The organism is Nocardia aegles (assembly GCF_052545135.1).
On sequence record NZ_JBQWRI010000001.1, the window covers coordinates 161787 to 184742 of the forward strand.

Annotated in this window: 20 protein-coding genes and 3 pseudogenes; 12 read left to right on the forward strand and 11 right to left on the reverse strand. The window is 67.5% G+C overall.

The window, feature by feature from the left end:
* Window positions 1-106: 106 nt before the first annotated feature.
* Entirely contained in the window at window positions 107-445 is a 339-nt protein-coding gene (locus ACT89H_RS00795) for an Rv1352/Rv1906c domain-containing protein (RefSeq protein WP_445106525.1), read from the reverse strand.
* Between the two features lie 378 nt (window positions 446-823).
* Between ACT89H_RS00795 and ACT89H_RS00800 the strand changes: the two genes are divergently transcribed.
* The gene (locus ACT89H_RS00800; protein ID WP_445106526.1) at window positions 824-2155 is read left to right on the forward strand and encodes an N-acetylmuramoyl-L-alanine amidase; all 1332 of its coding nucleotides are present in this window, start codon (window positions 824-826) and stop codon (window positions 2153-2155) included.
* 94 nt (window positions 2156-2249) lie between these two features.
* On the forward strand, window positions 2250-3284 hold the full coding sequence (locus tag ACT89H_RS00805; RefSeq protein ID WP_445106527.1) for a CobW family GTP-binding protein: 1035 nt from the start codon (window positions 2250-2252) through the stop codon (window positions 3282-3284).
* A gap of 56 nt (window positions 3285-3340) precedes the next feature.
* Here ACT89H_RS00805 and ACT89H_RS00810 read toward each other — a convergent pair whose 3' ends face one another.
* Genes ACT89H_RS00810 through ACT89H_RS00820 form a run of 3 tightly spaced genes read right to left on the reverse strand, consistent with a single transcriptional unit; the run spans window position 3341 to window position 6061 of the window.
* A complete protein-coding gene (locus ACT89H_RS00810) occupies window positions 3341-3775 on the reverse strand; it encodes a molybdenum cofactor biosynthesis protein MoaE (RefSeq protein WP_445106528.1) in 435 nt (144 codons plus the stop codon).
* Window positions 3762-4823: a bifunctional molybdenum cofactor biosynthesis protein MoaC/MoaB gene (moaCB, locus tag ACT89H_RS00815; RefSeq protein WP_445106529.1), complete on the reverse strand. Its 1062-nt coding sequence runs from the start codon at window positions 4821-4823 to the stop codon at window positions 3762-3764. The genes ACT89H_RS00810 and moaCB overlap by 14 nt, the downstream gene beginning before the upstream one ends.
* Entirely contained in the window at window positions 4820-6061 is a 1242-nt protein-coding gene (locus tag ACT89H_RS00820; RefSeq protein WP_445106530.1) for a molybdopterin molybdotransferase MoeA, read from the reverse strand. The genes moaCB and ACT89H_RS00820 overlap by 4 nt, the downstream gene beginning before the upstream one ends.
* Window positions 6062-6235: 174 nt before the next feature.
* Here ACT89H_RS00820 and moaA point away from each other — a divergent pair, with 174 nt between their 5' ends.
* Entirely contained in the window at window positions 6236-7294 is a 1059-nt protein-coding gene (gene moaA / locus ACT89H_RS00825; RefSeq protein WP_445106531.1) for a GTP 3',8-cyclase MoaA, read from the forward strand.
* Entirely contained in the window at window positions 7287-7529 is a 243-nt protein-coding gene (locus ACT89H_RS00830) for a MoaD/ThiS family protein (protein ID WP_445106532.1), read from the forward strand. Before moaA ends, ACT89H_RS00830 begins: the two co-directional genes overlap by 8 nt.
* Before the next feature lie 15 nt (window positions 7530-7544).
* On the opposite strand, the gene nadE is transcribed toward ACT89H_RS00830, so the two are convergent.
* Together nadE and ACT89H_RS00840 are read right to left on the reverse strand one after the other, a co-directional pair.
* A complete protein-coding gene (nadE, locus tag ACT89H_RS00835; RefSeq protein ID WP_445106533.1) occupies window positions 7545-8369 on the reverse strand; it encodes an NAD(+) synthase in 825 nt (274 codons plus the stop codon).
* A 22-nt stretch (window positions 8370-8391) separates the two neighbouring features.
* A complete protein-coding gene (locus tag ACT89H_RS00840; protein ID WP_445107317.1) occupies window positions 8392-8997 on the reverse strand; it encodes a TetR/AcrR family transcriptional regulator in 606 nt (201 codons plus the stop codon).
* A gap of 143 nt (window positions 8998-9140) precedes the next feature.
* Here ACT89H_RS00840 and ACT89H_RS00845 point away from each other — a divergent pair, with 143 nt between their 5' ends.
* From ACT89H_RS00845 to ACT89H_RS00875, 7 genes and pseudogenes are all read left to right on the forward strand, one after another.
* Complete coding sequence (locus tag ACT89H_RS00845; RefSeq protein ID WP_445106534.1) at window positions 9141-9710, forward strand: NAD(P)H-dependent oxidoreductase; 570 nt, start codon at window positions 9141-9143, stop codon at window positions 9708-9710.
* Window positions 9711-10100: 390 nt separating this feature from the next.
* Window positions 10101-10334 carry a redoxin NrdH gene (locus tag ACT89H_RS00850; protein WP_039799742.1) on the forward strand — a complete coding sequence of 78 codons (234 nt, stop codon included), beginning with the start codon at window positions 10101-10103 and terminating at the stop codon, window positions 10332-10334.
* A gap of 68 nt (window positions 10335-10402) precedes the next feature.
* On the forward strand, window positions 10403-10864 hold the full coding sequence (gene nrdI, locus ACT89H_RS00855; RefSeq protein ID WP_355078742.1) for a class Ib ribonucleoside-diphosphate reductase assembly flavoprotein NrdI: 462 nt from the start codon (window positions 10403-10405) through the stop codon (window positions 10862-10864).
* A gap of 11 nt (window positions 10865-10875) precedes the next feature.
* Window positions 10876-11400, forward strand: a pseudogene (locus tag ACT89H_RS00860) (ribonucleotide reductase N-terminal alpha domain-containing protein); the annotation flags it as partial.
* Window positions 11389-12360: pseudogene (locus tag ACT89H_RS00865) on the forward strand (LAGLIDADG family homing endonuclease); the annotation flags it as partial. The pseudogenes ACT89H_RS00860 and ACT89H_RS00865, both read left to right, overlap by 12 nt.
* 255 nt (window positions 12361-12615) lie before the next feature.
* Window positions 12616-14232: pseudogene (gene nrdE, locus ACT89H_RS00870) on the forward strand (class 1b ribonucleoside-diphosphate reductase subunit alpha); the annotation flags it as partial.
* Window positions 14233-14414: 182 nt separating this feature from the next.
* Window positions 14415-15236, forward strand: coding sequence for an SAM-dependent methyltransferase (locus ACT89H_RS00875; RefSeq protein ID WP_445106535.1), 822 nt, complete (start codon window positions 14415-14417; stop codon window positions 15234-15236).
* A gap of 276 nt (window positions 15237-15512) precedes the next feature.
* On the opposite strand, the gene ACT89H_RS00880 is transcribed toward ACT89H_RS00875, so the two are convergent.
* From ACT89H_RS00880 to ACT89H_RS00900, 5 genes are all read right to left on the reverse strand, one after another.
* Complete coding sequence (locus ACT89H_RS00880) at window positions 15513-16505, reverse strand: LLM class F420-dependent oxidoreductase (RefSeq protein ID WP_445106536.1); 993 nt, start codon at window positions 16503-16505, stop codon at window positions 15513-15515.
* A 425-nt stretch (window positions 16506-16930) separates the two neighbouring features.
* On the reverse strand, window positions 16931-17878 hold the full coding sequence (locus tag ACT89H_RS00885) for a TauD/TfdA dioxygenase family protein (RefSeq protein ID WP_445106537.1): 948 nt from the start codon (window positions 17876-17878) through the stop codon (window positions 16931-16933).
* Between the two features lie 167 nt (window positions 17879-18045).
* The gene (locus ACT89H_RS00890; RefSeq protein WP_445106538.1) at window positions 18046-18936 is read right to left on the reverse strand and encodes an ABC transporter permease; all 891 of its coding nucleotides are present in this window, start codon (window positions 18934-18936) and stop codon (window positions 18046-18048) included.
* Complete coding sequence (locus ACT89H_RS00895; RefSeq protein WP_445106539.1) at window positions 18929-19789, reverse strand: ABC transporter ATP-binding protein; 861 nt, start codon at window positions 19787-19789, stop codon at window positions 18929-18931. The genes ACT89H_RS00890 and ACT89H_RS00895 overlap by 8 nt, the downstream gene beginning before the upstream one ends.
* Window positions 19786-20868 (reverse strand): ABC transporter substrate-binding protein, encoded by a 1083-nt coding sequence (locus tag ACT89H_RS00900; protein ID WP_445106540.1) that lies wholly within the window; start codon window positions 20866-20868, stop codon window positions 19786-19788. Before ACT89H_RS00900 ends, ACT89H_RS00895 begins: the two co-directional genes overlap by 4 nt.
* 712 nt (window positions 20869-21580) lie before the next feature.
* Here ACT89H_RS00900 and mgtE point away from each other — a divergent pair.
* Complete coding sequence (gene mgtE, locus ACT89H_RS00905; protein WP_445106541.1) at window positions 21581-22945, forward strand: magnesium transporter; 1365 nt, start codon at window positions 21581-21583, stop codon at window positions 22943-22945.
* The last annotated feature ends 11 nt before the right edge of the window (window positions 22946-22956 follow it).

A 22956-nucleotide genomic window follows, 5' to 3' on the forward strand; every position in this document is an offset into this window, starting at 1 on the left:
CGGCCTTCAGCTCATCCGCCGCCACGGCGTAGACCCGCGCCGCCACGGCGTAGGCTCGGCAGGCCTGCGCATGGCCGCGGAGGGGGTGGAGGTATGCCGCTGCGCTTCAGCCACCGAACGAGCCGGTCGGCGGCGGCGTCGAGAGCAACCGCCACGGTCCGCAGTTCTCGGTCTTGAACCCGACGTCGGTCGGCTTGATCTGCACCCGGACCGGGCTGAGCCGGGTGTAGTTGTTCGCGATGATGTACTGCATGTTCGTGTTGTCCCCCTCGACCTTCCACAGCCTGCGCCAATCGCAGGCGTAGGCGGGGTCGGGCGTGCCGGGCGCCTCCCAGAGTCCTGGCCCGATGTCGACGCCGACCAAGTAGACGCCGTCGTGCGCGATGGTGTTCGCGGGTTCGGCGCTCGCCGTCGCCGTGGCGAACAGGGTCACGGCGACGCTCATGGCTCCCCGAGGAGGAGCGCACTGGCACGCATACCGGTTCAATACCAGAACCGACCGGACGGTGAGCCCGAATCTGCGATTCCGGCCCGGCTCGCCCGGACTGCGCTATCACCCAGATAATCCCGAGTGATCCGGACTTATCGGGAAGTCTTCGAGTGTTTCGGCGTGCCGGTAGGGACAGCGCTGACCCTGGTGTATTACGCTCTGCTATCTCTGCGCAAACCATCGTGGCGGATTCGACCGCCGGGGATCGCGCGTGCTGTAACACTTCGATTACGGACCTTGCCTTGCTGATACATGCGTTGCCAAAGTGACCATTGGGTTTGGTGTTACAAGTGGGAAGGGAGGGGTGCCCCGTCCCGGGGCACCGACCGCACTATGAAGCCAAGCATCGTCAAAGCCGGTATCTGCACCGCGGTCACGGCCGCGGTCACGGTGACGTTGTCCGGATTGCTTCCGGTCAGCGCGCAGGCGGCGCCGTCGCCGCTGGACATGTCGAAGAAGCTCGCGGGCAAGACCGTATTCCTCGACCCCGGCCACCAGGGGTCGAATCACTCCCAGGACTTGGCCAGACAGGTCAGTGATGGTCGCGGCGGCACCAAGGACTGCCAGACCACCGGCATGACCACGATGAACGGCGTTCCCGAGCACACCATCACCTGGAACGTCGCACAGGTTGTGAAAACGTCACTGGAGACGCTGGGCGCGCATGTCGTGCTGAGCCGCCAGGACGACATGAACTGGGGCGGCTGCGTCGACGACCGGGCGCGCGCGGCGAGCCAGTCCGGCGCCGACGTCGCCGTGAGCATCCATGCCGACAGCGCGCCCGCGCAGGATCGCGGGTTCCACCTGATCATTCCGGAGCTGCCCATCCCTAATCTGGTCGTCGATCAGGTCCAGGCGGGCGCGGGACTGGCCGCGTCCAAGTCGGTGCGCGACGCGTACCGCGAGGCGGGATTCCCGCCCGCCAACTACGGCGGCGTGGTGGACGGTCTGCAGACCCGCAGGGACATCGCGGGGCCGGCGTTGACCACCGTCCCCCTCGTCTTCCTCGAGATGGGCAACGGCGCCAATCCCGAGGACGCGGCGTCGCTGGAGACACCCGACGGGCAGCTCAAGCACGCGATCGCGTTGACCACCGGCGTGGTCGGGTATCTGCTCGGCACACCGCGGCCGAGTGCCGCGCCGGATCAGCAGGGCGACCAGACCACCCCGCAGGGTGCGTCGTTCGACCATCCCGCGGTCGCCCCGGGAACACCGCAGGCTCAGACGACGGGAACACCGCAAACTCAGACGAACCCGGTCGCTCCCCAGGCTCAGACGAACCCGGTGGTACCTCAGGCCCAGACGATTCCCGCGGTGCCGCAGAGTTACCCGACTCCCGGTGTGCCGCAGAGTCCGGCCGCCCCCGCCGTGCCGCAGGCGCAGCCGGTTCCGAGCACTTCGACGCCGAACCCGGCGCCGGGAACGTCGACACCGCAGTCATACGGCACGTCGACTGCGCCGAAATCGCCGGGGACCTCCGGAACCCAATCGCCGGGCACGCCGAACGCGCAGCAGTCACCCGGGACGGCCGGGGGCAACGCCTCGATCATGGAGTTGCTGATGCCGTTGGCGAAGATGCTCGGTCTGGACAACAACGCCATCACCACGGAACTGATCAATCTCGGCTACAGCCTGGCAGGCATGCTGCTGGGCCCCGCGAAATAGTCCGCCCACCGAACCCACCGGACGCCATCCTCGCCACGTCGGGGATGGCGTCCGGCTTTTTCCGCGGGTGCGGCGGCGCACTAGGGTGAGCGGAATGGCTGACCGGATTCCTGTTGTGCTGGTCGCGGGGTTCCTCGGTTCCGGGAAGACCACGCTGCTCAATCACTTGCTGCGGGACAACCGGGGCACCAGGATCGGCGTGGTGGTCAACGACTTCGGGGCGATCAACATCGATTCGATGCTGGTCGCCGGGCAGGTCGACGCCATGGTCTCGCTCGGCAACGGTTGTGTGTGCTGCGCGGTCGACGTCACCGAACTGGACGAGCTGTTCACCCGGCTCACCCAGCCGCGCGCCGCGATCGATGTGATCGTGGTGGAGGCCAGCGGCTTGGCCGAACCGCGCAACCTCATCCGGATGGTGGTCGGCAGCGACAATCCGCGTCTGCGCTACGGCGGCCTGGTCGAGGTGGTCGACGCCGAACAGTTTCCGGACAGCAGTGCCCGGCATCCGGAGCTGCGCACACATCTGCGGCTGGCCGACCTGGTGGTGGTGAACAAGGCGGACCGGGTGGTATCCGAGCAGCTCGCACGGCTGCGCGCGGACATCGCGGCGCTGGTCGGCTCGGTGCCGGTGTACGCGACCAGCTACGGCCGGATCGATCCCGGGCTGCTGTTCGACCGACCGCGGCGCGAGCGGCCGCTGGTGGCCGAGCAACTGAGCTTCGACGAACTCCTCGTCGAGCACGAGCACGACGACCACGCCGGGCACCGCCATCTGCACGACGACTACACCAGTGTCTGCTTCGACAGCGACCGCGAGCTGGACCCGCGCAAACTGATCGGCTTCCTGGAGGACCCGCCGCCCGGATTGTTCCGGGCCAAGGGCTTCGCCGCTTTCGGAGTGGCCGGCGAACGCAGGAAATTCGTCCTGCACATGGTCGGCCGCCACATCGTCTTCGAGCCGGGTGGCTGGTCGCGCGGCGAGTCGCGGGGAGCGCGGCTGGTGCTCATCGGTGCCGGTCTACACACCGACCAGGCCCTGGCCAGGCTGCGCGACACTGTGCACGAGGCCGCCGAACCGCTCGATGCGCACAGCATGCTGGGGGTGTGGCGCTATACGCCGCGGTGAGCGCGCACACGCTATGCCGGACATGTCGATTCGTCGTGAGATCCATGTCGGTCGGATCACCCGCAGGCGTTCACCCATTCCGACAGACCGTCGGCGAACAGTTGGCGCTTCCAAATCGGGACTTCGTGTTTGATCCGATCCACCAGTTCCGCACACGCCGCGAACGCCGCGCCGCGATGCGCCGCCGCCACCGCGACGACGATCGCGCGGTCACCGATGCCGAGCGACCCGACGCGGTGCACGGCCGCGACCGGCAAGCCGTGCGTGGCGGCGAGTTCGGCGCAGACGGTGTGCAGGAATCGCTCCGCCTGCGGGTGCGCGGAGTATTCCAGGGCCGAAACGGCTTGCCCGCCATCGTGGTCGCGGACTTTCCCGGTGAACACCACGACCGCGCCGTAGTGCGGTCCGGACACCGCGTCCTCGACCTCCGCTGGGTCCAGCGGCTGGTCGCTGATCCGGGCGAGCCGGACCGTGGCCTCAGCTGTTGTCATGACTTCCACCTCCGGCGACTTGTGCGAGCAGATGATCCAGCAGCGGTTCCAGCACCGCGATGCCGTCCTTCACGCCGCCCGGCGAGCCGGGCAGATTCACGATCACCGAGCGTCCCGCGAGCCCGGCCACGCCACGGCTCAGCGCCGCCAGGGGAAACTTCGCGGTGCCGCGCTGCCGGATCGCCTCCGCCACGCCGGGTAGTTCGCGATCGAGCAATGCCAGGGTCGCCTCCGGCGTCGCGTCGGTGGGGGAAGCGCCGGTTCCGCCGGTGCTGATGACGAGTGCCGGTTCGAAGCGCAGCGCGTCGGCCAAACCGAACTCGATCTCGGCGTCGGCGTAGACAAGCGGGCCCCGCACCGAGAAGCCGCGACCGGACAGCCACTCCATGAGCACCGGGCCGGTGGTGTCGGCGCGGGTGCCCGCCGCGACACCGGTCGACGCGACCAGCACCACCGCCGAGCGCTCCTGCGCGCCGAACTCGGGCTCGGCGTAGTCGGAGATGTCCGCTCGCGCCACACCGGGAGCGAACTCGTCGCCGGTGCCCGGCCGAACCTCGGTCTCGTCGGCGTCCGCGTCGGCCGGGCGCTCCCAATGACCGTGCTTGCCGCCTTCTTTGGTGAGCAGGCGCACGCCGGTGAGTACCGCCGCGGGGTCCACCGCCTTCACCATGTCGTGCAGGGTGAGCCCCGCGACCGCGACCGCGGTCAGGGCCTCCATCTCGACACCCGTCGGGCCCTTGGTCTTCGCGGTGGCCTCGATCGTGATCGCGGACTCGGTGAAGCCGAACTCCACCCGCACCGACGACAAGGCCAGCTGGTGGCACAGCGGGATCAACTCGGAGGTCTTCTTCGCCCCCGTGATGCCCGCGATGCGGGCAGTGGACAGCACGTCCGCCTTCGGCATGCCGTCGGCCCGCACCAGGGCGACCACCTCGGCCGTGGTACGCAACTCGCCTGCCGCGACGGCGATCCGGGTGGTCTCGCTCTTCGCGCTCACATCCACCATGCGGGCGCGACCTTCGTCGTCGACGTGGGACAACTCGCTCATAAGCACCACACTCGCACAAGTGCCCCCGCGGGCAGCGCGGTGACCTCGGCGGGCACCTCGATCAGCACGTCGGCCTTCGCCATGGCCGCCACGAGGTGCGAGCCGGGACCGGACACCACCTCGACCGCCCGCGGCCGTCCGGGCGCGCACGATTCGCCCGAGTGCCCGCGCAGCTTGCCCCGCAGGAACTGGCGTTTGCCCTCCGGCGAGCGGGGCACGGCGTCGACCAGCGGAAGTTCGTAGGTGTCCACCTCGGGCAGACCGGCGAGGTGCCGCAGGATCGGGCGGGCGAACACCTCGAACGAGACCATCGTGCTGACGGGATTGCCGGGGAAACTGAGCACCGGCACCCCGTCGACGACGGTCAGCCCCTGCGGGCCGCCCGGCTGCATCGCCACCGAGCCGAATCGCCCGCCCATCGGCTCGAGCACGTCCTTGACCACCTCGAAGTCGCCCTTGGACACGCCACCGGAGGTGAACACCACGTCGGCGCGCTGCACCGCGGCCGACAGCAGCGTGCGGAAACGCGCCGGATCGTCGGTGCTGTGCGCCACCGAGACCACCTCGACGCCGTTCGCCGCGAGCGCCGCGGCGAGGGCGACGCCGTTGGAGTTGTAGATCTGCCCCGGGCGCAGCGGCTTTCCGGCCGCGACCAGCTCGTCGCCGGTGGTGATCACCGCGCCGCGTACCGCGCGGAACACCGCCACCGCGGACAGCCCGACCGCGGCCAGGGCGGCGACATGCCGGGGTGCGAGCATGGTGCCCGCCCGCGCGAGCAGTTCCCCGGCCCGGACGTCCGTGCCCGGTTCCCGCACGAATTCGCCCGCGCTTCGGCCGCGTTCGACGGTCACCGTGCCGTCGCCGGCGTGGGTGTCCTCCACCGGCACCACGCAGTCCGCGCCGGGCGGGATCGGCGCACCGGTCATCACCTTCATCGCCGCGCCCGGCGGCAGCGGCGCGCGGCCCGCCGCCCCCGCCGCGACGACACCGGCCAAAGCCAGGGTGACCGGCGCGACCAGCACCGATTCGGCGCGCACCGCGTATCCGTCCATCGCGGAGTTGCGGAAGACCGGGAGATCGATCGGCGAACGGACGTCTTCGGCCAGCTGCCTGCCCAGTGCCCGCGGTACCGCAACGGACTCGACCGCGCGCGCGGCCAGAGGCCGCAGCAGCTGTTCGATGCTGTCGCGGTAGTCGTCGACGGGCCTGGCCGAGACGCCGGCGGGCCGAGAGTTCATGCGAGTCAGCCTAACGCCCGATCCGGGCGGGTTTCCGCCCTTGTCGCCGTGCGCCGGTCCGCGCGCAGGTCGCACCGCGCTGAGCGGCCCCGCACCGTCGATCCGCGGCCGCGGTGAGCCGACATCGGGCATTCCGCCCGCAGACGAATCGGGACAGGCGGTCATAATGGACGTGTGACTCTGGTCGAGATCGGGATTCCGGCGGTACGTTCCGGGCGTCCCTCGCTCGCCGGCCGTCCCGACAGCCCCTACCTGTTGGATCGTTTTGGACGCGTCGCTCGCGACCTACGCGTGTCCATCACCGAGAAGTGTTCGCTGCGCTGCACCTATTGCATGCCGGAGGAGGGGCTGCCGGAGATTCCCCGGCATGAACTGCTCACCGTGGACGAGATCGTCCGGCTGGTGCGCCTCGCGGTGCGGCAGCTCGGGGTGCGCGAGGTCCGCTTCACCGGGGGCGAACCGCTGATGCGCCGCGATCTGGAACAGATCGTCGCGGGCTGTCACGCCGAGGTGCCGCACATCCCGCTGGCCATGACGACCAACGGCATCGGGCTCGAGCATCGCGCCTTCGGTCTCGCCGCCGCCGGTCTGCGGCGGGTGAACGTCTCGCTGGACACCGTGGACCGGGCCGGTTTCGCCCGGTTGACGCGCCGCGACCGCCTCGAGTCGGTGTTCGCGGGCATCCGTGCCGCCCGTGCCGCCGGACTGGCCCCGGTCAAGGTCAACGCCGTGCTGATGCGCGAAACCGTGGCCGGTGCGTCCGATCTGCTGCGCTGGTGCCTGGACGAGGGCTGCGAGCTGCGTTTCATCGAGGAGATGCCGCTGGACGCCGACCACGAATGGGCCCGCGCCAACATGGTCACCGCCGCCGAACTGCTCGACGTGCTCGGCGCCCGGTTCGCCCTCGACGAGGTCGGCCGCGCCGATCCGTCGGCCCCCGCGGAGAAGTGGCTGGTCGACGGCGGTCCCGGCACCGTGGGCATCATCGCCACGGTGACCAGGAAGTTCTGCGACACCTGCGACCGAACCCGGCTCACCGCGGATGGGATGCTGCGGTCCTGCCTGTTCAGCGACCAGGAATTCGACCTGCGCCAGGCGTTGCGCTCCGGCGCCGACGACGACGAGCTCGCGACCCTCTGGCGCGGTGCGATGTGGAACAAGTGGGCAGGTCACGGTATCGATGCCGAGGGCTTCGTGCCCCCGGAGCGGACGATGGGAGCCATCGGTGGTTGAGATCCGCTATTTCGCCGCGATCGCCGACGCCGTCGGCAAGGACAGCGAGACCCTCGAGCTCCCCGCCGGAGCGACGGTGGCCGATCTGCGCGCGACCCTGGCGGCGACCTACGGCCCGGAGCTGGACAAGATGTTGTCGGTGTGCGCCTACCTGATCGGTGACGAACTCACCCGTGACCCCGCGGTCGCGCTGAGCCCGCGCGTCGACGTCCTGCCACCCTTCGCGGGCGGGTAGACACGCGCGCGAGGGCTAGCGCCACCAGGTGTCCAGCGGCGTCACCGGGACGGTGCGCTTGTGCCGGGTGTTGTGGAAGATGGCCTCCAGCCGTTCGGCGACCTCGGGAGTCACCTGTTCGCCCTCCAAGTAGTCGTCGATCTCGCTGTAGCGCAGACCGAGCGCCTCCTCGTCGGGCAGAGCGGGCCGGTCGTCCTCCAGATCGGCGGTGGGCACCTTGGACCAGATGCTGGGGGGCGCGCCGAGCTCCTGGAGCAGAGCGGCGCCCTGGCGCTTGGTCAGACCGGTGAGGGGAGTCACATCGACGCCGCCGTCGCCGTATTTGGTGAAGAATCCGGTGACCGCCTCGGCCGCGTGGTCGGTGCCGACCACGAGCAGGTTCTCCTGCCCGGCCAGCGCGTATTGCAGCACCATGCGTTCGCGCGCTTTGATGTTGCCGCGCACGAAGTCCCGCAGCTGGGCGGTCTGCAACGCGGCCGCCGCCTCGGCGGCTACGGCGTTCGCGCTGGGCCGGACGTTCACCACCACCTGCCGGTCGGGCCGGATGAACCTCAGCGCGGTTTGCGCGTCGGCCTCGTCGGCCTGCACGCCGTAGGGCAGCCGCACCGCGAGGAAGGTCGCGTCCACGCCGTCGGCGCGCAGCTCCTCGGCCGCGAGCTGGCACAGCCGGCCGGTGAGAGCGCTGTCCTGTCCGCCGCTGACGCCGAGGACGAAACCGCGTGCCGGAGTCGCGTTCAGATAATCCTTGAGGAAATCGACCCGGCGGCGGATCTCTTCCTTCGGTTCGATCGTGGGCCGGACACCCAATTCACTGATGATCTGTTCGCGCAGGTTCCCCATGGCGCCCGAGTCTACTGGCGGCTCAGCGGGCGACGACGCGTCGAACGACGCGCTCCCAGGTGTCGCCGATCTGCTCGCGGGTGTAGCCGAGCACCTGCATCTGGTGCATGACCAGCGCCGCGCCGAGCATCGCCAGCAGCCAGTCGGCGACGAGCACCACCTCGCCCGGCACGTCGGCCTGCCGCAACAGCATCGCGACGTGCGCGCGCAGCAATCCGTACGGCGCACCGGAGTAGCGGTCGCGCGCCTCGCCGAGTTCGGCGGCGCGGTGCAGTTCGCCTTCCACCTCGATGTCCAGTAGTCGAGCCCGCCCGAAGGCGACCAATCGTTCCACCGGTGGCGCGCCGGGCCCCAGCGGCGGCGGCCCGAAGATGAACGCCTCCTGGGACTTCCGTTCGGAGTGGTCCAGAAGCGCGAGCATCAGGCCGGACCTGTTCCCGAACCGCCGGAACACCGTGCCCTTGCCGACTCCCGCCCGTTTGGCCAGCGCGTCCATGGTGAGGCTGTCGACGCCGTGCTCCCGCACCAGTTGCTGCGCCGCGTCCAGCAGCAGTTGACGGTTGCGCGCCGCGTCCGCGCGCTCGGCGGGCTCCGACGTGCCGGGCAGTGGCGCGCGGACGTCGAGCAGCCGAGGGGCGCTATCGGTGGACGCGTCCGGTGTGGGGTAGTTCACAGCGTTCACGGAGACTCCGCGGGAAGTAATCGGACCATGGTCCGGTTGGTGTGTGGTGAACGTACGGACACCACTTCATGAGTACACCAGGAGTCGTCATGAGTCAGACCCGCATTCTCGCACTCGTCGGTAGCCTGCGCGCCGCCTCGGTCAACCGGCGGCTCGCCGAGGCCGCAGCGCATTCCGCGCCGGCGGGTGTCGAGGTCACTCTCTACGACGGGCTCGCCGACATCCCCTTCTACAACGAGGACATCGACGTCCCCGGCTCCGTCCCCGCGGCCGCCCAGGCGCTGCGCGACGCGGTCGCCGCCGCCGACGGCCTGCTGGTGGTGACCCCCGAGTACAACGGCACGCTGTCGGCGGTGCTGAAGAACGCCATCGACTGGGCCTCCCGCCCGTACGGTGCCGGCTCCATCAAGGACAAGCCCACCGCGGTGGTGAGCGCCTCGGTCAGCCCGAACGCGGCCCAGTGGGCACACGGCGACGCGGTCAAGGCGCTGGGCGTGGCGGGCGCGCGGGTGGTCGAGTCCGCGCACCTGCACTTCGGGGTCGTCGGTGAGCGGTTCGCCGACACGCATCCGCGTGACGACGCCGAGGCGCTGTCCCAGCTGGCCGCCACCGTGCGTGAGCTGGTGGAGGCGACGCGCGGCGAACTGGCGTCGGTGTAAGCTTCTCCTCCGGTCTGAACGAGGGCCATCGCCGCGGGCGCGGCGGTGGCCCTCTTCGTTTGCCAGAGAGTTTGCTGAAAGTAAGCTGACGCGTCAGATAGTGATCTGCGTCACTTTTTTGCCGAAGGCTGAATCGAGCTGCCTGGTACTTCTCTCGATGGAATTACATCGATGGAACTCGCTACATGTCGTGTTGTAGGAATCTGTCGGCCACTAGGTGTAGTGTCTTCGGTACTGGAAGACGGCGAGAGACCTCACTCGGCACGAGTCGGCCACAGGTGGCTGATCAGGGGGTTCGAGCTCGGCTCCAGGAGTTTGCGCAGCATGCGTCGGATCGTGTTTGCAACGGATCACAGGCTGTGGATCAGGCACAAGGAGAGAGGGATGTCAATGACCGTCACCGTGTACACCAAGCCCGCTTGCGTCCAGTGCAACGCCACCTACAAGGCCCTCGACAAGGCCGGGGTGGACTACGAGGTCATCGACATCTCGGAGAACGACGAGGCGCGGGACTACGTCATGGCACTCGGGTACCTGCAGGCGCCGGTCGTGGTGGCCGGAGACGATCACTGGTCTGGCTTCCGCCCCGACCGCATCAAGTCGCTCGCGACCGTGGCGGCCTGACGCTTCCACCGCTACCGGTTCATCCGAGGGCGGAGCGCCGCGGCGCTCCCGAGAAGAGGAAGGCGACCATGTCGGAGACGACGGCGCTGGTCTACTTCTCCAGCGCTTCGGAGAACACGCATCGCTTCGTCGAGAAGCTGGGTCTCCCGGCGACTCGCATACCACTGCACACCGCCGACTCACTGCGCGTAGACCATCCGTACGTGCTGATCGTCCCCACCTATGGGGGCGGTCGGCACGTACTGGGGGGCGATCGTTCCGACAAGGACTTCGTGCCGAGGCAGGTCGCCAAGTTCCTCAACGATCCGCACAACCGCGCGTTGCTGCGCGGCGTGATCGCGGCGGGCAACACGAACTTCGGCGACACCTTCTGCTATGCGGGCGAACTCATCGCACGCAAGTGCGGGGTGCCGTACCTGTATCGCTTCGAACTCATGGGAACCGCGGAGGACGTCGAGCGCGTCCGAGAGGGATTGGGATTGTTTTGGCAACAGCAACGACAGCACCGGCCGGAAAGACAGCTCGCTTAGAGCAGCCCCCGGTGCGCGGCGGCGACTCGGGCGAGGTCCTCGACTACCACGCTCTCAACGCGATGCTGAACCTGTACGGTCCGAACGGGGAGATCCAGTTCGACAAGGACCGTGAGGCCGCCCACCAGTACTTCCTGCAGCACGTCAATCAGAACACCGTCTTCTTCCACAACCTGGACGAGAAGCTGGACTACCTGATCGACGAGAACTACTACGAGGCCGAAGTACTGGAGCAGTACAGCCGCCAGTTCATCAAGAAGCTGTTCAAGCAGGCCTACGCCAAGAAGTTCCGGTTCCCCACCTTCCTCGGCGCGTTCAAGTACTACACCTCGTACACGCTGAAGACCTTCGACGGCAAGCGCTACCTGGAGCGGTTCGAGGACCGGGTCTGCATGGTCGCGCTGACCCTCGCCGCCGGTGACGAGGCGCTGGCGGGCAAGCTGGTCGACGAGATCATCGACGGCCGCTTCCAGCCGGCCACCCCGACCTTCCTGAACTCGGGCAAGAAGCAGCGTGGCGAGCCGGTGTCGTGCTTCCCGGCGGGCACGCCGGTGGACACGATCGACGGTCCCCGCGCCATCGAGACGCTGCGGCCGGGTGACCGGGTCTTGTCCCACGACGGTTCCTACCGTGCGGTCGAAGCGTTGATCGAGAACCCCAACGATCAAGCGCTGGTCGCGATTTCGCACTTCGGTCACAAGGAGCCGATCCGATGCACCCCTGAGCATCCGATCCTGGTGTGGACCACCCGTGAGGTCGACACGCTCATCGACGCGGACGGCGCCGACCCGTTCAACGGTTTCGTGTGGCTGGCCGCGCGGGACGTGCACCCGACCGACTTCATCGTGACCACCGCGCCGCTGGGCGAACGGGACCGGCGCGTGTTCGACCTCATGGAGCACACCGGCGAAGGTGTGTACGAAGAGGTCGACGGGCTGATCCAGAAGGTGAACACGGACGCGAAGCACCGCAACAAGTGCCGCCACAGCCGGCGTTTCGTGGCGGTCAACCGCTTCGTCGAGGAGTCCTACGAGCTCGGCCTGATCCTCGGCTGGTATCTGGCCGAAGGCCATGTGTCCAAGCGGTCGACCGACGTGAGCGTGCCCAACGGCGTACATTTCACCCTCGGCGCGCATGAGGTCGATTACCACGTCGAACTCGGCATGGCATTCAAGCAGGTGTTCGGGGTCGACCTGTCCTTGCACACCGACCATTCCGATCACTCCACCCGGATGGTGTGCAACAGCAAGGTCGTCGCATCATTGCTGTTGTCGTTGGCCGGGACCGGCTATGGCACCAAACAATTGAGCGGTGACGTGCTCACCGCCGACGAGGACTTCCAACGCGGCTTGCTGGCCGGGCTGTTCCGCGGCGATGGTTGCAGCACTTCGGGCGGCATGATGCTCGAGCTGGTCAATCCCGAGCTCATCGACCAGGTGCAGCTGATTCTGCGCCGTCTCGGCATCGTGTCGGTTGTCCGTAGCTACGTCGACCGGGCGGGCAATACGACCGGCCAGGTATTCGTGCCCGGCCTGCCGGGAAACAACGAGGAATTCATCTTCGACATCGGCAAGAACCTGTACAACTACACCGGACGAAAGGGGGGCAAGCGCACGACGTACCAGGTCGTCCACGGTCGTCACGTCTACGGCGTCCGCGCGATCGATCGCATCGCGGAAACCCCTGAGAAGGTGTATAACCTGCATGTTGCGGGCACCCACACGTATTCGATCCGCGGCGTGGTGGTCCATAATTGTTTCTTGCTTCGCATCGAGGACAATATGGAGTCGATCGGGCGCTCGATCAACTCCGCGTTGCAACTGTCCAAGCGCGGCGGCGGGGTCGCGCTGCTGCTGAGCAACATTCGCGAGCACGGTGCGCCGATCAAGAAGATCGAGAACCAGAGTTCGGGCGTCATCCCGATCATGAAGTTGCTCGAGGACTCGTTCTCCTACGCCAACCAGCTCGGCGCGCGGCAGGGTGCGGGCGCGGTCTACCTGCACGCGCACCACCCGGACATCTACCGGTTCCTGGACACCAAGCGGGAGAACGCGGACGAGAAGATCCGCATCAAGACGCTCTCGCTGGGTGTGGTCATCCCGGACATCACCTTCGAGCTGGCCAAGAAGAACGAGGACATGTACCTGTTCTCGCCCTACGACGTGGAACGCATCTACGGCAAGCCGTTCGCCGACATCGACGTCACCGAGAAGTACTACGAGATGGTCGACGACAAGCGCATCCGCAAGTCGAAGATCAAAGCGCGCGAGTTCTTCCAGACCATCGCCGAGCTGCAATTCGAGTCGGGTTATCCGTACATCATGTTCGAGGACACGGTGAACCGGGCCAACCCGATCGCGGGCAAGATCACCCACTCCAACCTGTGCTCGGAGATCCTGCAGGTCTCCACGCCGTCGGAGTTCAACGACGACCTGTCCTACGCCAAGGTGGGCAAGGACATCTCCTGCAACCTCGGCTCGCTGAACATCGCCAAGACGATGGACTCGCCCGACTTCGCGCAGACCATCGAGGTGGCCATCCGGGCGCTGACGGCGGTGTCGGACCAGACCCACATCTACTCGGTGCCGTCCATCGAGCAGGGCAACAACTCCTCGCACGCCATCGGCCTCGGGCAGATGAACCTGCACGGTTACCTGGCGCGCGAACGGATCCACTACGGGTCCGAAGAGGGCATCGATTTCACCGACATCTACTTCTATACCGTGGTCTATCACGCGATCCGGGCGTCCAATCGGATCGCGATCGAGCGCGGCACGTACTTCGGCGGCTTCCCCGAATCGAAGTACGCCAGCGGCGAGTACTTCGACAAGTACACCGATCAGGTGTGGGAGCCGAAGACCGATCGCGTCCGGCAGCTGTTCGCCGACGCGGGCGTGCACATCCCGACCCAGGACGACTGGCGCGAGCTGAAGGCCTCGGTCATGGAGCACGGCATCTACAACCAGAACCTGCAGGCGGTGCCCCCGACCGGGTCGATCTCCTACATCAACCACTCCACCAGCTCCATTCACCCGGTGGCGTCGAAGATCGAGATCCGCAAGGAAGGCAAGATCGGGCGCGTCTACTACCCGGCGCCCTACATGACCAACGACAACCTCGAGTACTACGAGGATGCCTACGAGATCGGCTACGAGAAGATCATCGACACCTACGCCGCGGCCACCCAGCACGTGGATCAGGGCCTGTCGCTGACGTTGTTCTTCAAGGACTCCGCCACCACCCGCGATCTCAACCGCGCCCAGATCTACGCCTGGCGCAAGGGCATCAAGACCCTCTACTACATCCGGCTGCGCCAGATGGCGTTGGAGGGAACCGAAGTCGAGGGTTGCGTCTCCTGCATGCTGTAGTTCGGTAGCGAAAAGGGTCCGGTGCGGGCCCTTTTCGCGTTTCGACGCCGCTGAGATCGCGCACTTGCCTATGCTCTGAGCTCGCAACCCCATCCGATGCTGTTCCTCCCGCAAGGTGCGGTGGGTCGTCGGCGTCTGGAATATTTCGGGGCAGAGGCGATCCGGTAGCGATGGGAACGATGATGACCGATCTCGGCGGAAACGGGAAGCCGCTCAGGCGGACCTATGACACGAGCGTGCCGAGCAGCGCTCGAATATACGACTATGTTCTGGGCGGGAAAGACCACTACCAGGTGGATCGGGATGCGGCCGAGAAAGTGATCGCGGCGTTTCCCACCAGCCGGGTCGCGGCTCGGCAGAACCGGCTCTTCATGCACCGCGCGGTGAACACGCTCACCTCGCTGGGCGTGACGCAGTTCCTCGACATCGGCACCGGCATCCCCACCGAGCCGAACCTGCACCAGGTGGCACAGGCGCCGACGCCCGAAGCGCGGGTGGTCTACGTGGACAACGACCCGATCGTGTTGTCCCACGCCCGCGCCCTGCTCACCGGCACGCCGCAGGGGCGCACCGCCTACGTCGACGCCGACCTCGAGGACCCTGCGGCGATCCTGTCCGCGCCCGAACTGCGCGAGACTCTGGACCTGGAGCGTCCGGTAGCGCTGAGTCTGGTCGCCGTCCTGCACTTTCTGAACGACGAGCAAGACCCCTACGGGGTCGTCGAGACGTTGATGGGTGCCCTGGCACCGGGTTCGTTCCTCGTGATCTCGCATATCACCGCCGACCTCGAACCCGAGATGATGACCGACGCGCTCAACCTGTATCGGCAGAGCGGTATTTATGCCCAGACGCGCACGCGCGACGAAATCGCCCGGTTCTTCACCGGACTGGAACTACTGGACCCGGGAATCGTCGTCACCAACCAATGGCGTCCGCAGGGCGAATCACCGCCTTGGCTCGACTCCCAAGTGAACTGTTGGTGCGCGGTCGGCCGCAAGGTGTGATCGGTGTTTATTGGCAGCGCCTGCGGCGCTGCGAACGGTCGCTCGTAAGACTCGCTCCGCTGGGGGCGCGTACGTGGCGAATCGAGCCATTCGGGGCTGGGCAGGGCTCGGTTTTGCGAGCCTGGTCGTCGGCGGGTGCTGCGCCCAGCGCACGGGGTTCGCGGAGTGTGGCGGGCTGTACCTGGGCACCGAGTTCGCGCGGGCTCTGCCGTTGGCGGGGGCTGTGCCTGGGGCAGAGGTTCGGGGGCTCGGCCGCTCCAGGCACAGCCCAGGCGATCACCTCAGGGCCGGGAGCACTTCGCGTTCGAACAGTTCGATACCGGAGGTGTCGTAGGCGGCTTCGGGGAAGTTGAGGATGGCGTAGCCGAGGCCGAGGTCGCGGACTCGGCGGAGGTTCTCGGCGATCTGTTCTGGGGTGCCGGTGGTGGCGCCGCTGTGGTACAGCTGCTCGAAGTAGGACTTGGCCGCGTCCTCGCCGATGACGGGCGTCAGGCGGGCCTTCAGCGCCGCGATGCGATCCTCGACTTCGGCCTGCGTGGAGCCGATGACGACGTTGAAGTTGGAACTGCGCACGATCGCGTCGAAGTCGGTGCCGACGTCGGCGCAGTGCCCGCGCAGCACCTCGGACTTGTGGGTGAATTCCTCCGGATTGCCGCTGAAGTTGGTGTACTGGGCGTACTTCGCGGCGATGCGCAGCGTCTTCTTCTCGCCGCCGCCCGCGATCCAGAGCGGAATTCCGTTCTGCTGCACGGGGAGTGGACGCACGATCGCGCCGTCCACCTGGTAGTACTTGCCGTCGAGGGTGGCCGAACCCTTGGTCCAGGCCTGCCGGAAGATCTGCACGCCTTCGTCGAGGCGGCCCAGTCGTTCGCCCGCGGACGGGAAGCCGTAGCCGTAGGCACGCCATTCGTGTTCGTACCAGCCACCGCCGATGCCCATCTCGACGCGTCCGCCGGAGATCAGGTCGACCGTCGCGGCCACCTTCGCCAGGTAGGCCGGGTTGCGGTAGCTGATCGCGGTACACATCTGGCCGAGGCGAATACGCGAAGTGGTCGCGGCGAACGCCGACATCAGTGACCACGCTTCGTGGGTCGCCTCCTCGGTGGGGACGGGGATGGTGTGGAAGTGGTCGTACACCCACAGCGATTCCCACGCCGGGTTCGCGTCGGCGCGCTGGGCGAGGTCTCGCATCACCCCCCATTGGTCCGCCGGGTCGATGCCCACCAGGTCGAGCCGCCAACCCTGCGGAACGAAGATGCCGAAGCGCACGAATATCTCCTTCGCGTGTACCCGAAACCACCGCGGCGAGCGCCGCGGCTTCCGTACCTCACTGTTACCAGTCCGCCGCGGTCTGGCAACCGTTCGGCGCTTGCCGCACCTAATTCCGGCTACGGTGGACCGAGCACCGACGCCGGCCGCGCGCGGTGAAATGGGCCGGCGGGAGCCGCTGGGCAGACGTGGAGCGTGCCGTGCTGGAGATCGCCGCAGGCGCACCTGGGAGCCGGTGACTCCGGATGAGCCGGTTTCGGTTCGGGTGCTCGGGGTCGCGGAGATGTCGCCGTGCTGCTCGGGCCGCGCGTGGTCTCCCGGCGGCGGCGAGTCGAGCTGCCGTCGTACCGGTCGGCTCGCCGTGCGGTGACCGCACGAAATCGGCCGGGAGCTCGCGCGCCCGGCCGATTTCGCCTGTCGGTTCCCTACGCGCCGGTGAATTTCTCGCCGGCCACGGACGTCGACGGCGCACCGTCGACGCCGACCGGGATGTCGCCCTCGAGGGTGGTGCGGTACAGCACGCGGGTGACATCCAGATGGTCCAGATCGCTCGGGGCGAGGTGCGCGGTGGCACGGTTGTCCCAGAACGCGAGGCTGCCCTTCTGCCAGCGGAAGCGGACCGTGTAGGCGGGGTTGGTGACCTCGTCGAACAGCAGCTTCAACACCGCGTCGCTCTGGCTCGGGGAGAGCCCGACGATCCGGGTGGTGAAGCCGGGGTTCACGAACAGTGCGCGCTCCCCGGTCACCGGGTGCACCCGGACGACCGGATGCTCGGTGATCAGCGGCGCGGCCGAGACCTTCTTCGCGTAGTCGCTGTCGGAGTCCCAGGCAGGCCTGCTGCCGCCGAAGCGGTGCTCGGCGCGCAGCCCTTCGACGAATCGCTGGAGCGACTCGGGCAGGTTCTCGTAGGCGGCGACGAGGTTGGTCCAGCCGGTGTCGCCGCCGCGCTCAGGGGCGATCTCGGCGCGCAGGATCGAGGCCGCGGGCGGGTTGATCAGCGCGGAGACATCGGTGTGCCACTGGTTGGTGTAGCTGTGCTTGCGCACACCGAACCGCTTCTCGTACAGCCTGCTGTCGACCGCGAGGATCTCCGGGTACTCCGTCGGCGCGTCGTCGTCGTACGGGTGCGACGGGGTGACCGCGCCGAAGCGGCGGGAGAAGGCGATCTGCTGAGCGTGATCGATGTGCTGATCGCGGAAGAACAGCACCTTGTAGGTGTGCAGCGCGTCGGTGATGGTCGCGACCTGCTGGTCGGTCAGCGGCTCACGCAGATCGACGCCGGAGATCTCGGCGCCGATGTGACCGGCGACGGGAGCGACGCGCACCGCGTCATCGGTAGTGGTCGAGGCGGGGGTTTCGTGTACAGCGGTCATCGGAAGAACTCATTTCGAACTAAAGGGTCGGGCCGGCGAAGACCGGAGGGCGGGGTCTGCGGCCCGGCGACAAGCGCTGCCGCAGACGCGCATGAAATCGACGACGCGGCGTTTGGTCAGCGCCCGCACGGTGACTGTCCTGCGAGCGGGAGGCGGGCGGACATGGCTCAGGCGTTCGCCGGGGCGCGCCACCGCGACAGGCGACGTTCGAGGGTGACCAGCAAGGCGTTGAAGGCGAGCCCGAGCAGCGAGATCGCGAGGATGCCCGCGTACATGTTCGGGATCGCGAAGTTCTGCTGCGCGGCGGTGATCAGATAGCCGAGCCCGGCCCTGGCCCCGAACATCTCGGCGGCCAGCAGCACGAGGATCGAACTGGCGGCGGCCATCCGCAGACCGGTGAAGATGGACGGCAGCGCCGCGGGCAGGACCACCTTCTGGAACAGTCGCAACGGCGAGAACCCCAGGGACGCGGCCGATTTGATCAGCAGCGGGTCGACGGTGCGCACGCCGGTGATGGTGTTCAGCAGAATCGGGAAGAAGCTCGCGTAGACGACGATGGCGACTTTCGAGGTCTCGCCGATGCCCAGGATCAGCAAGAACACCGGCAGCAACGCCAGCGCGGCGGTGTTGCGGAACAGTTCGAGGATCGGGTTCAGGAAGTCCGCGACCGGCTTGTACCAGGCGATCGCGACGCCCACCGGAATGCCCGCGACCAACGCGAGCGCGTACCCGGCCAGCGAACGGTTCAGGCTCGCGGACAGGTGGGTCCACATCTCCCCGCTCACCACCAGGTCGGCGAACGCCTGCGCGACCACCGAGAACGGCGGCAGGAATACCTGGTCGACCAGCCCGAGCGTCGGGGCGAGCTGCCACAGCAGCAGGAACAGGGCGATGACGACGGTCGGTTTGAACACCTGCCAGGCCAGCCGGCTCACCGCACGGGCGGAATTCGTCACGGCGGCGGGCACGGCCGGTGTGCGGGGCTGCGGGGCGGGGCGGGTCGGTGCGGCCGCACTCTCCAGTACTGGCCGCTCGGTCAACTGAATGGCACTAGACATCGGCCGTCCTCTCGGTGGTGGATTCGACATCGGCCGGGCGGTCGGACAGGGACTTCAGCTCCAGGCTCGCGGCCCGCTGGACTTCGCTGTGCAGTAGCGTCCAGATCTGGTGGCGGTAGTCCCGGAAGCGTTCCGAGGAGCGGATGTCGTCGTCGGTGTCCCGGTCGATCTCGACGTCGACGATGGCCTTGATCCGGCCGGGCCGCGAGGTCAGCACGGCCACCCGCTGGCCGAGGTACACCGCCTCATCGATGCCGTGGGTGATGAACAGGACGGTCTTGCCGGTGGCACGCCAGATGCGCAACAGCTCGTCCTGCAACGACTCCCGGGTCTGCGCGTCGAGCGCGGCGAACGGCTCGTCCATCAGCAGCACCTCGGGATCGAACGCCAGACTGCGCGCGATCGCGACCCGTTGCTTCATGCCGCCGGACAGTTCGTGCGGGTAGCGGTCGCCGAAACCCGACAGCCCGACCAGTTCCAGATAGTGCTCGGCGAGTTCCCGGCGCGCCTTGCGGCGCAGGCCTTTGGCTTCCAGCCCGAATTCGATATTGGAGCGGGCCGTCCGCCAGGGCAGCAGCGCGTACTGCTGGAAGACGATGCCGCGATCCAGGCCGGGGCCGGTGATCGGCTTGCCGTCCAGCAGGATCTCCCCCGAGGTGGGTTTGCTCAGCCCGCCGAGCAGGTCGAGCAGCGTGGACTTGCCCGAACCGCTCGGACCGACCAGCACCAGGAACTCACCCTCGCGCAGCTCCAACGAGATGTCGTCGAGCGCGGTGAACCGCTCCTGCGAGCCGCGCACCGCGAACTGCTTGCGCACTCCGGTGAGCGACAGTTTCGTCGCCGTTGTGGTCATTTGGCGGCCACCACCTCTCCGGTCGGCCCGGCCTCCGGCTTGTACTTGCCGTTGGCGTAGGGGTTGAACTTGTTGGTGAACAGATCCGCCGCCTTCAACTTGCCGTTCGGCAATTCGCCGTTGCGCACCAGCCAGTCGATCCAGATCTGCAACTCCTTGTCCGCGACCACCGCGCCGGGCACCGGGATCCCGGAACTGAGCCAATACGGCACCAGGTTGGTGTTCTCGTTGCGGCCGCGCTTGCCGATGATCTGGGTGAACCGCTCGCGCACCTGGTCGGGGGGCGTCACCTGGAGCCAGCGGGTCGCGCGCGCGGTGCCCTGCACGAAGTCCTCCACCGCTTCGGGATTCTTGGCGATGTAGTCGTTGCGGAAGACGTAGGTGCCGTAGTCGAACGTGCCGAAGATGGCTTTGTCGGTGTAGAGCGGGTGGATACCGCCGCGCTGGAGCGCGTTGTCGCGGAAGACGCTACCCAAGGTCCCGACGTCGACCTGCCCTTTGCGGAGCGCGTCCTCGGTATTGGCCGGCGGCACGACGATCAGCTGCACCTGCTTGATCTCGTCCTCGGTCAGGCCCTGCTGGTGCAGCCACTCCCTGGTGATGAATTCGTGGTGCGCGCCGAGGGTATTGACCGCGACCTTCTTGCCGATCAGATCCCGCGCCGAGGTGATGCCGGAGTCGTCACGCACGAAGTAACCAGTGAACGACTTCTCGTCGGCGCCATAGGAACTGAGCACCGAGGTGACTTTCGCGCCGCCCGCGATCAGCTTGACCACCGCGCCGTTGAACGCGCTGCCGAACTCGACCTGGTTTGTCGCGGCGGCCTGGATATTGGCGGGGCCACTGGTGGTGTCGCCTTCCCAGTGCAGGCTGATCTTGCTGAAATAGCCCAGGTCGTCGGCCAATTCGAAGGGGGTGACCTGCCCGGTGGTGCCTTGGTAGCGCAGCACGGTTTTGCCGTCGGCGGTCTTGGCGGGTGCGGACTCGCCGCAGCCGGTGAGCACGGACACGCCGGTGAGTACCGCTACGGCGGCGGAGAGAGCGCGAGCGACGCGCCGGGACGATAGCGACAAAGACATTGTTGTTCTTTCGAAGACGAGAAGACGCCGTGCGATTCGACGCTCGGCATCCGGAGACACCACAACGGCAGCGATGCGGCGGTGGACGACCGTGCGGGGCTCGGTCGCAGATGCGGGCCGCGTTGCTTCAGCGGCAACAGATTCCGTGCGGAACGCGCATGAAGTCGACCGCGCGACGGCGGATCAAGGCGGTGGCTGTCGACACTTCGAAACTTCCGTGAGCTGTAATGGCGGGGGCGGGCGCCGATGACTTGCGGCACTTGCCTGGCAAACACTGTCCAGGTTCCCAGGCATGGGAGCAACAGTTCTACGCCGACTGCGTATAACCCTGTCTTACGGCGGCCGATGGCCTATGAAGTGGTCCCGCCGGACGTGCGGACGTCGGTGTAGAGCGGCTTCGGTCACAGCTGTCCGCCGTAAGGTGATCATTGCCCCCGAAGCGATGTAAGCTGCACTAGGACGTTTTCGGTCCATGAGATATTTTTCCGAACGGTGCGGATAGCTGCGGATATCTGGCGGATAGCTGTGGATATCCGAGATCCGCGGCGACGACGAGAGGGAGGTGGGGTAGCGATGCGCAGCGAACCTCCCAGTCGAAGGCCGCGCGGCGCCGCCCCTTCGCACTCCTAGTCAGGTCGCGACGGCAGGGGCCGGCGCCCGCGGTGTGAATTTCGAATTCTCCGTTCACTCACGCATGTGCTGAGGTCCTCCCATGTCGCAGACCGACATCATCGAAGTACGTCCGACGCTGTCCGAGTCCCTGCAGGACGTCGTCGACACCCACCGCGTGGACGCCGCGCTGGACTGGCTCGGCAACCACCCGCCGCACGTCATCGCCGATCAGCTCGCCCGGATGGACGCCGTGCGGGCCGGGATGGCGTTCCGCCTGCTCGACAAAGACCTGGCGCTGGCCGTCTTCGAGGAACTCGAGCCGGTGGATCAGCAGCAGATCCTGCAAGGGCTGCGCGATCAGAGCTTCCGCGACCTGATCGAGGGCATGGCGCCCGACGATCGCGCCCGCATGCTGCGCGAGGCGCCGGCCAAGGTCGCCAAGAAGGCGCTGGCCGGGCTGAGTCCGCGGGAGCGGCGGATGACCGCGAGCCTGCTCGGCTACCCGGAGGGGTCCGCGGGGCAGTACATGACGCCGGAGGTGGTGGCGCTGCCGCGCGACCTCACTGTGGCCGCAGCGCTCGGCATGGTGCGGGCCAAGGGCGGCAACGCCGAGACGGTGTACACGCTGCCGGTCGTGGACGCGGGCAGGCGGCTGACCGGCATCGTCGAACTGCGCGAGCTGGTGCTCAGCGAGCCGGAGACGATGGTGTCGGAGCTGGTCGTCACCGAGCCCGCCTTCGCGCGCGCCACCGATTCGGCGGAGAAGGCCGCCCGCTTGATGCGCGAGACCAACGACATCAACCTGCCGGTGGTGGACAGCGAGGACCGGCTGGTCGGGCTGCTGACCATCGACGACGCGGTCGAGGTGATCGAGGCCGCCGACAGCGAGGACGTCGCGCTGCAGGCGGGATCGGCGCCGTGGGAAGGCCACTACATGGCCGCCGGGGTGTTCCAGCTGGCCCGCTACCGCGCGCTGTGGCTGCTGCTGTTGCTGTTCGCGGCGACCCTCACGGTGAGCGTGACCGACTTCTTCGAGAGCACCTTGCAGCAGGCGGCGCATCTGGCACTGTTCATCCCGCTGTTGATCGGCGCGGGCGGCAATGCGGGCGCACAGGCCGCCACCGCCTGTGTACGCGCGGTGGCGGTCGGCGAGGTCCGGGTGTCGGACCTGCTGCGGGTGATCTGGCGGGAATGCCGGGTCGGGCTGGTGCTGGGGTCACTGCTGGCGTCGGTGGGCCTCGCGATCGGCGCGCTGTTCGTCGGCCCGCGCATCGCCCTGGTCGTCGGCATCACCCTGGTCCTGATCTGCGGCTGGGCCGCCACCATCGGCGGCACCATGCCCCTGCTGGCCAAGAAGCTGCGCATCGACCCCGCGGTCGTCTCCGCCCCGATGGTCACCACGTTGGTGGACGCCACCGGGCTGATCATCTACTTCACGACGGCCAAACTGGTCCTCGGGATCTGAGGGCGCGCCGC

Coding starts and splice junctions, on each gene's coding strand:
- moaCB (WP_445106529.1), bottom strand. CDS start 4,823: ATGAGCGAGTTGTCCCACGTCGACGACGAAGGTCGCGCCCGCATGGTG.
- ACT89H_RS00795 (WP_445106525.1), bottom strand. CDS start 445: ATGAGCGTCGCCGTGACCCTGTTCGCCACGGCGACGGCGAGCGCCGAA.
- nrdI (WP_355078742.1), top strand. CDS start 10,403: ATGTCGGAGACGACGGCGCTGGTCTACTTCTCCAGCGCTTCGGAGAAC.
- ACT89H_RS00810 (WP_445106528.1), bottom strand. CDS start 3,775: ATGACAACAGCTGAGGCCACGGTCCGGCTCGCCCGGATCAGCGACCAG.
- nadE (WP_445106533.1), bottom strand. CDS start 8,369: ATGGGGAACCTGCGCGAACAGATCATCAGTGAATTGGGTGTCCGGCCC.
- ACT89H_RS00850 (WP_039799742.1), top strand. CDS start 10,101: ATGACCGTCACCGTGTACACCAAGCCCGCTTGCGTCCAGTGCAACGCC.
- ACT89H_RS00800 (WP_445106526.1), top strand. CDS start 824: ATGAAGCCAAGCATCGTCAAAGCCGGTATCTGCACCGCGGTCACGGCC.
- ACT89H_RS00845 (WP_445106534.1), top strand. CDS start 9,141: ATGAGTCAGACCCGCATTCTCGCACTCGTCGGTAGCCTGCGCGCCGCC.
- ACT89H_RS00895 (WP_445106539.1), bottom strand. CDS start 19,789: ATGACCACAACGGCGACGAAACTGTCGCTCACCGGAGTGCGCAAGCAG.
- ACT89H_RS00900 (WP_445106540.1), bottom strand. CDS start 20,868: ATGTCTTTGTCGCTATCGTCCCGGCGCGTCGCTCGCGCTCTCTCCGCC.
- mgtE (WP_445106541.1), top strand. CDS start 21,581: ATGTCGCAGACCGACATCATCGAAGTACGTCCGACGCTGTCCGAGTCC.
- ACT89H_RS00885 (WP_445106537.1), bottom strand. CDS start 17,878: ATGACCGCTGTACACGAAACCCCCGCCTCGACCACTACCGATGACGCG.
- ACT89H_RS00890 (WP_445106538.1), bottom strand. CDS start 18,936: ATGTCTAGTGCCATTCAGTTGACCGAGCGGCCAGTACTGGAGAGTGCG.
- ACT89H_RS00875 (WP_445106535.1), top strand. CDS start 14,415: ATGACCGATCTCGGCGGAAACGGGAAGCCGCTCAGGCGGACCTATGAC.
- ACT89H_RS00805 (WP_445106527.1), top strand. CDS start 2,250: ATGGCTGACCGGATTCCTGTTGTGCTGGTCGCGGGGTTCCTCGGTTCC.
- ACT89H_RS00820 (WP_445106530.1), bottom strand. CDS start 6,061: ATGAACTCTCGGCCCGCCGGCGTCTCGGCCAGGCCCGTCGACGACTAC.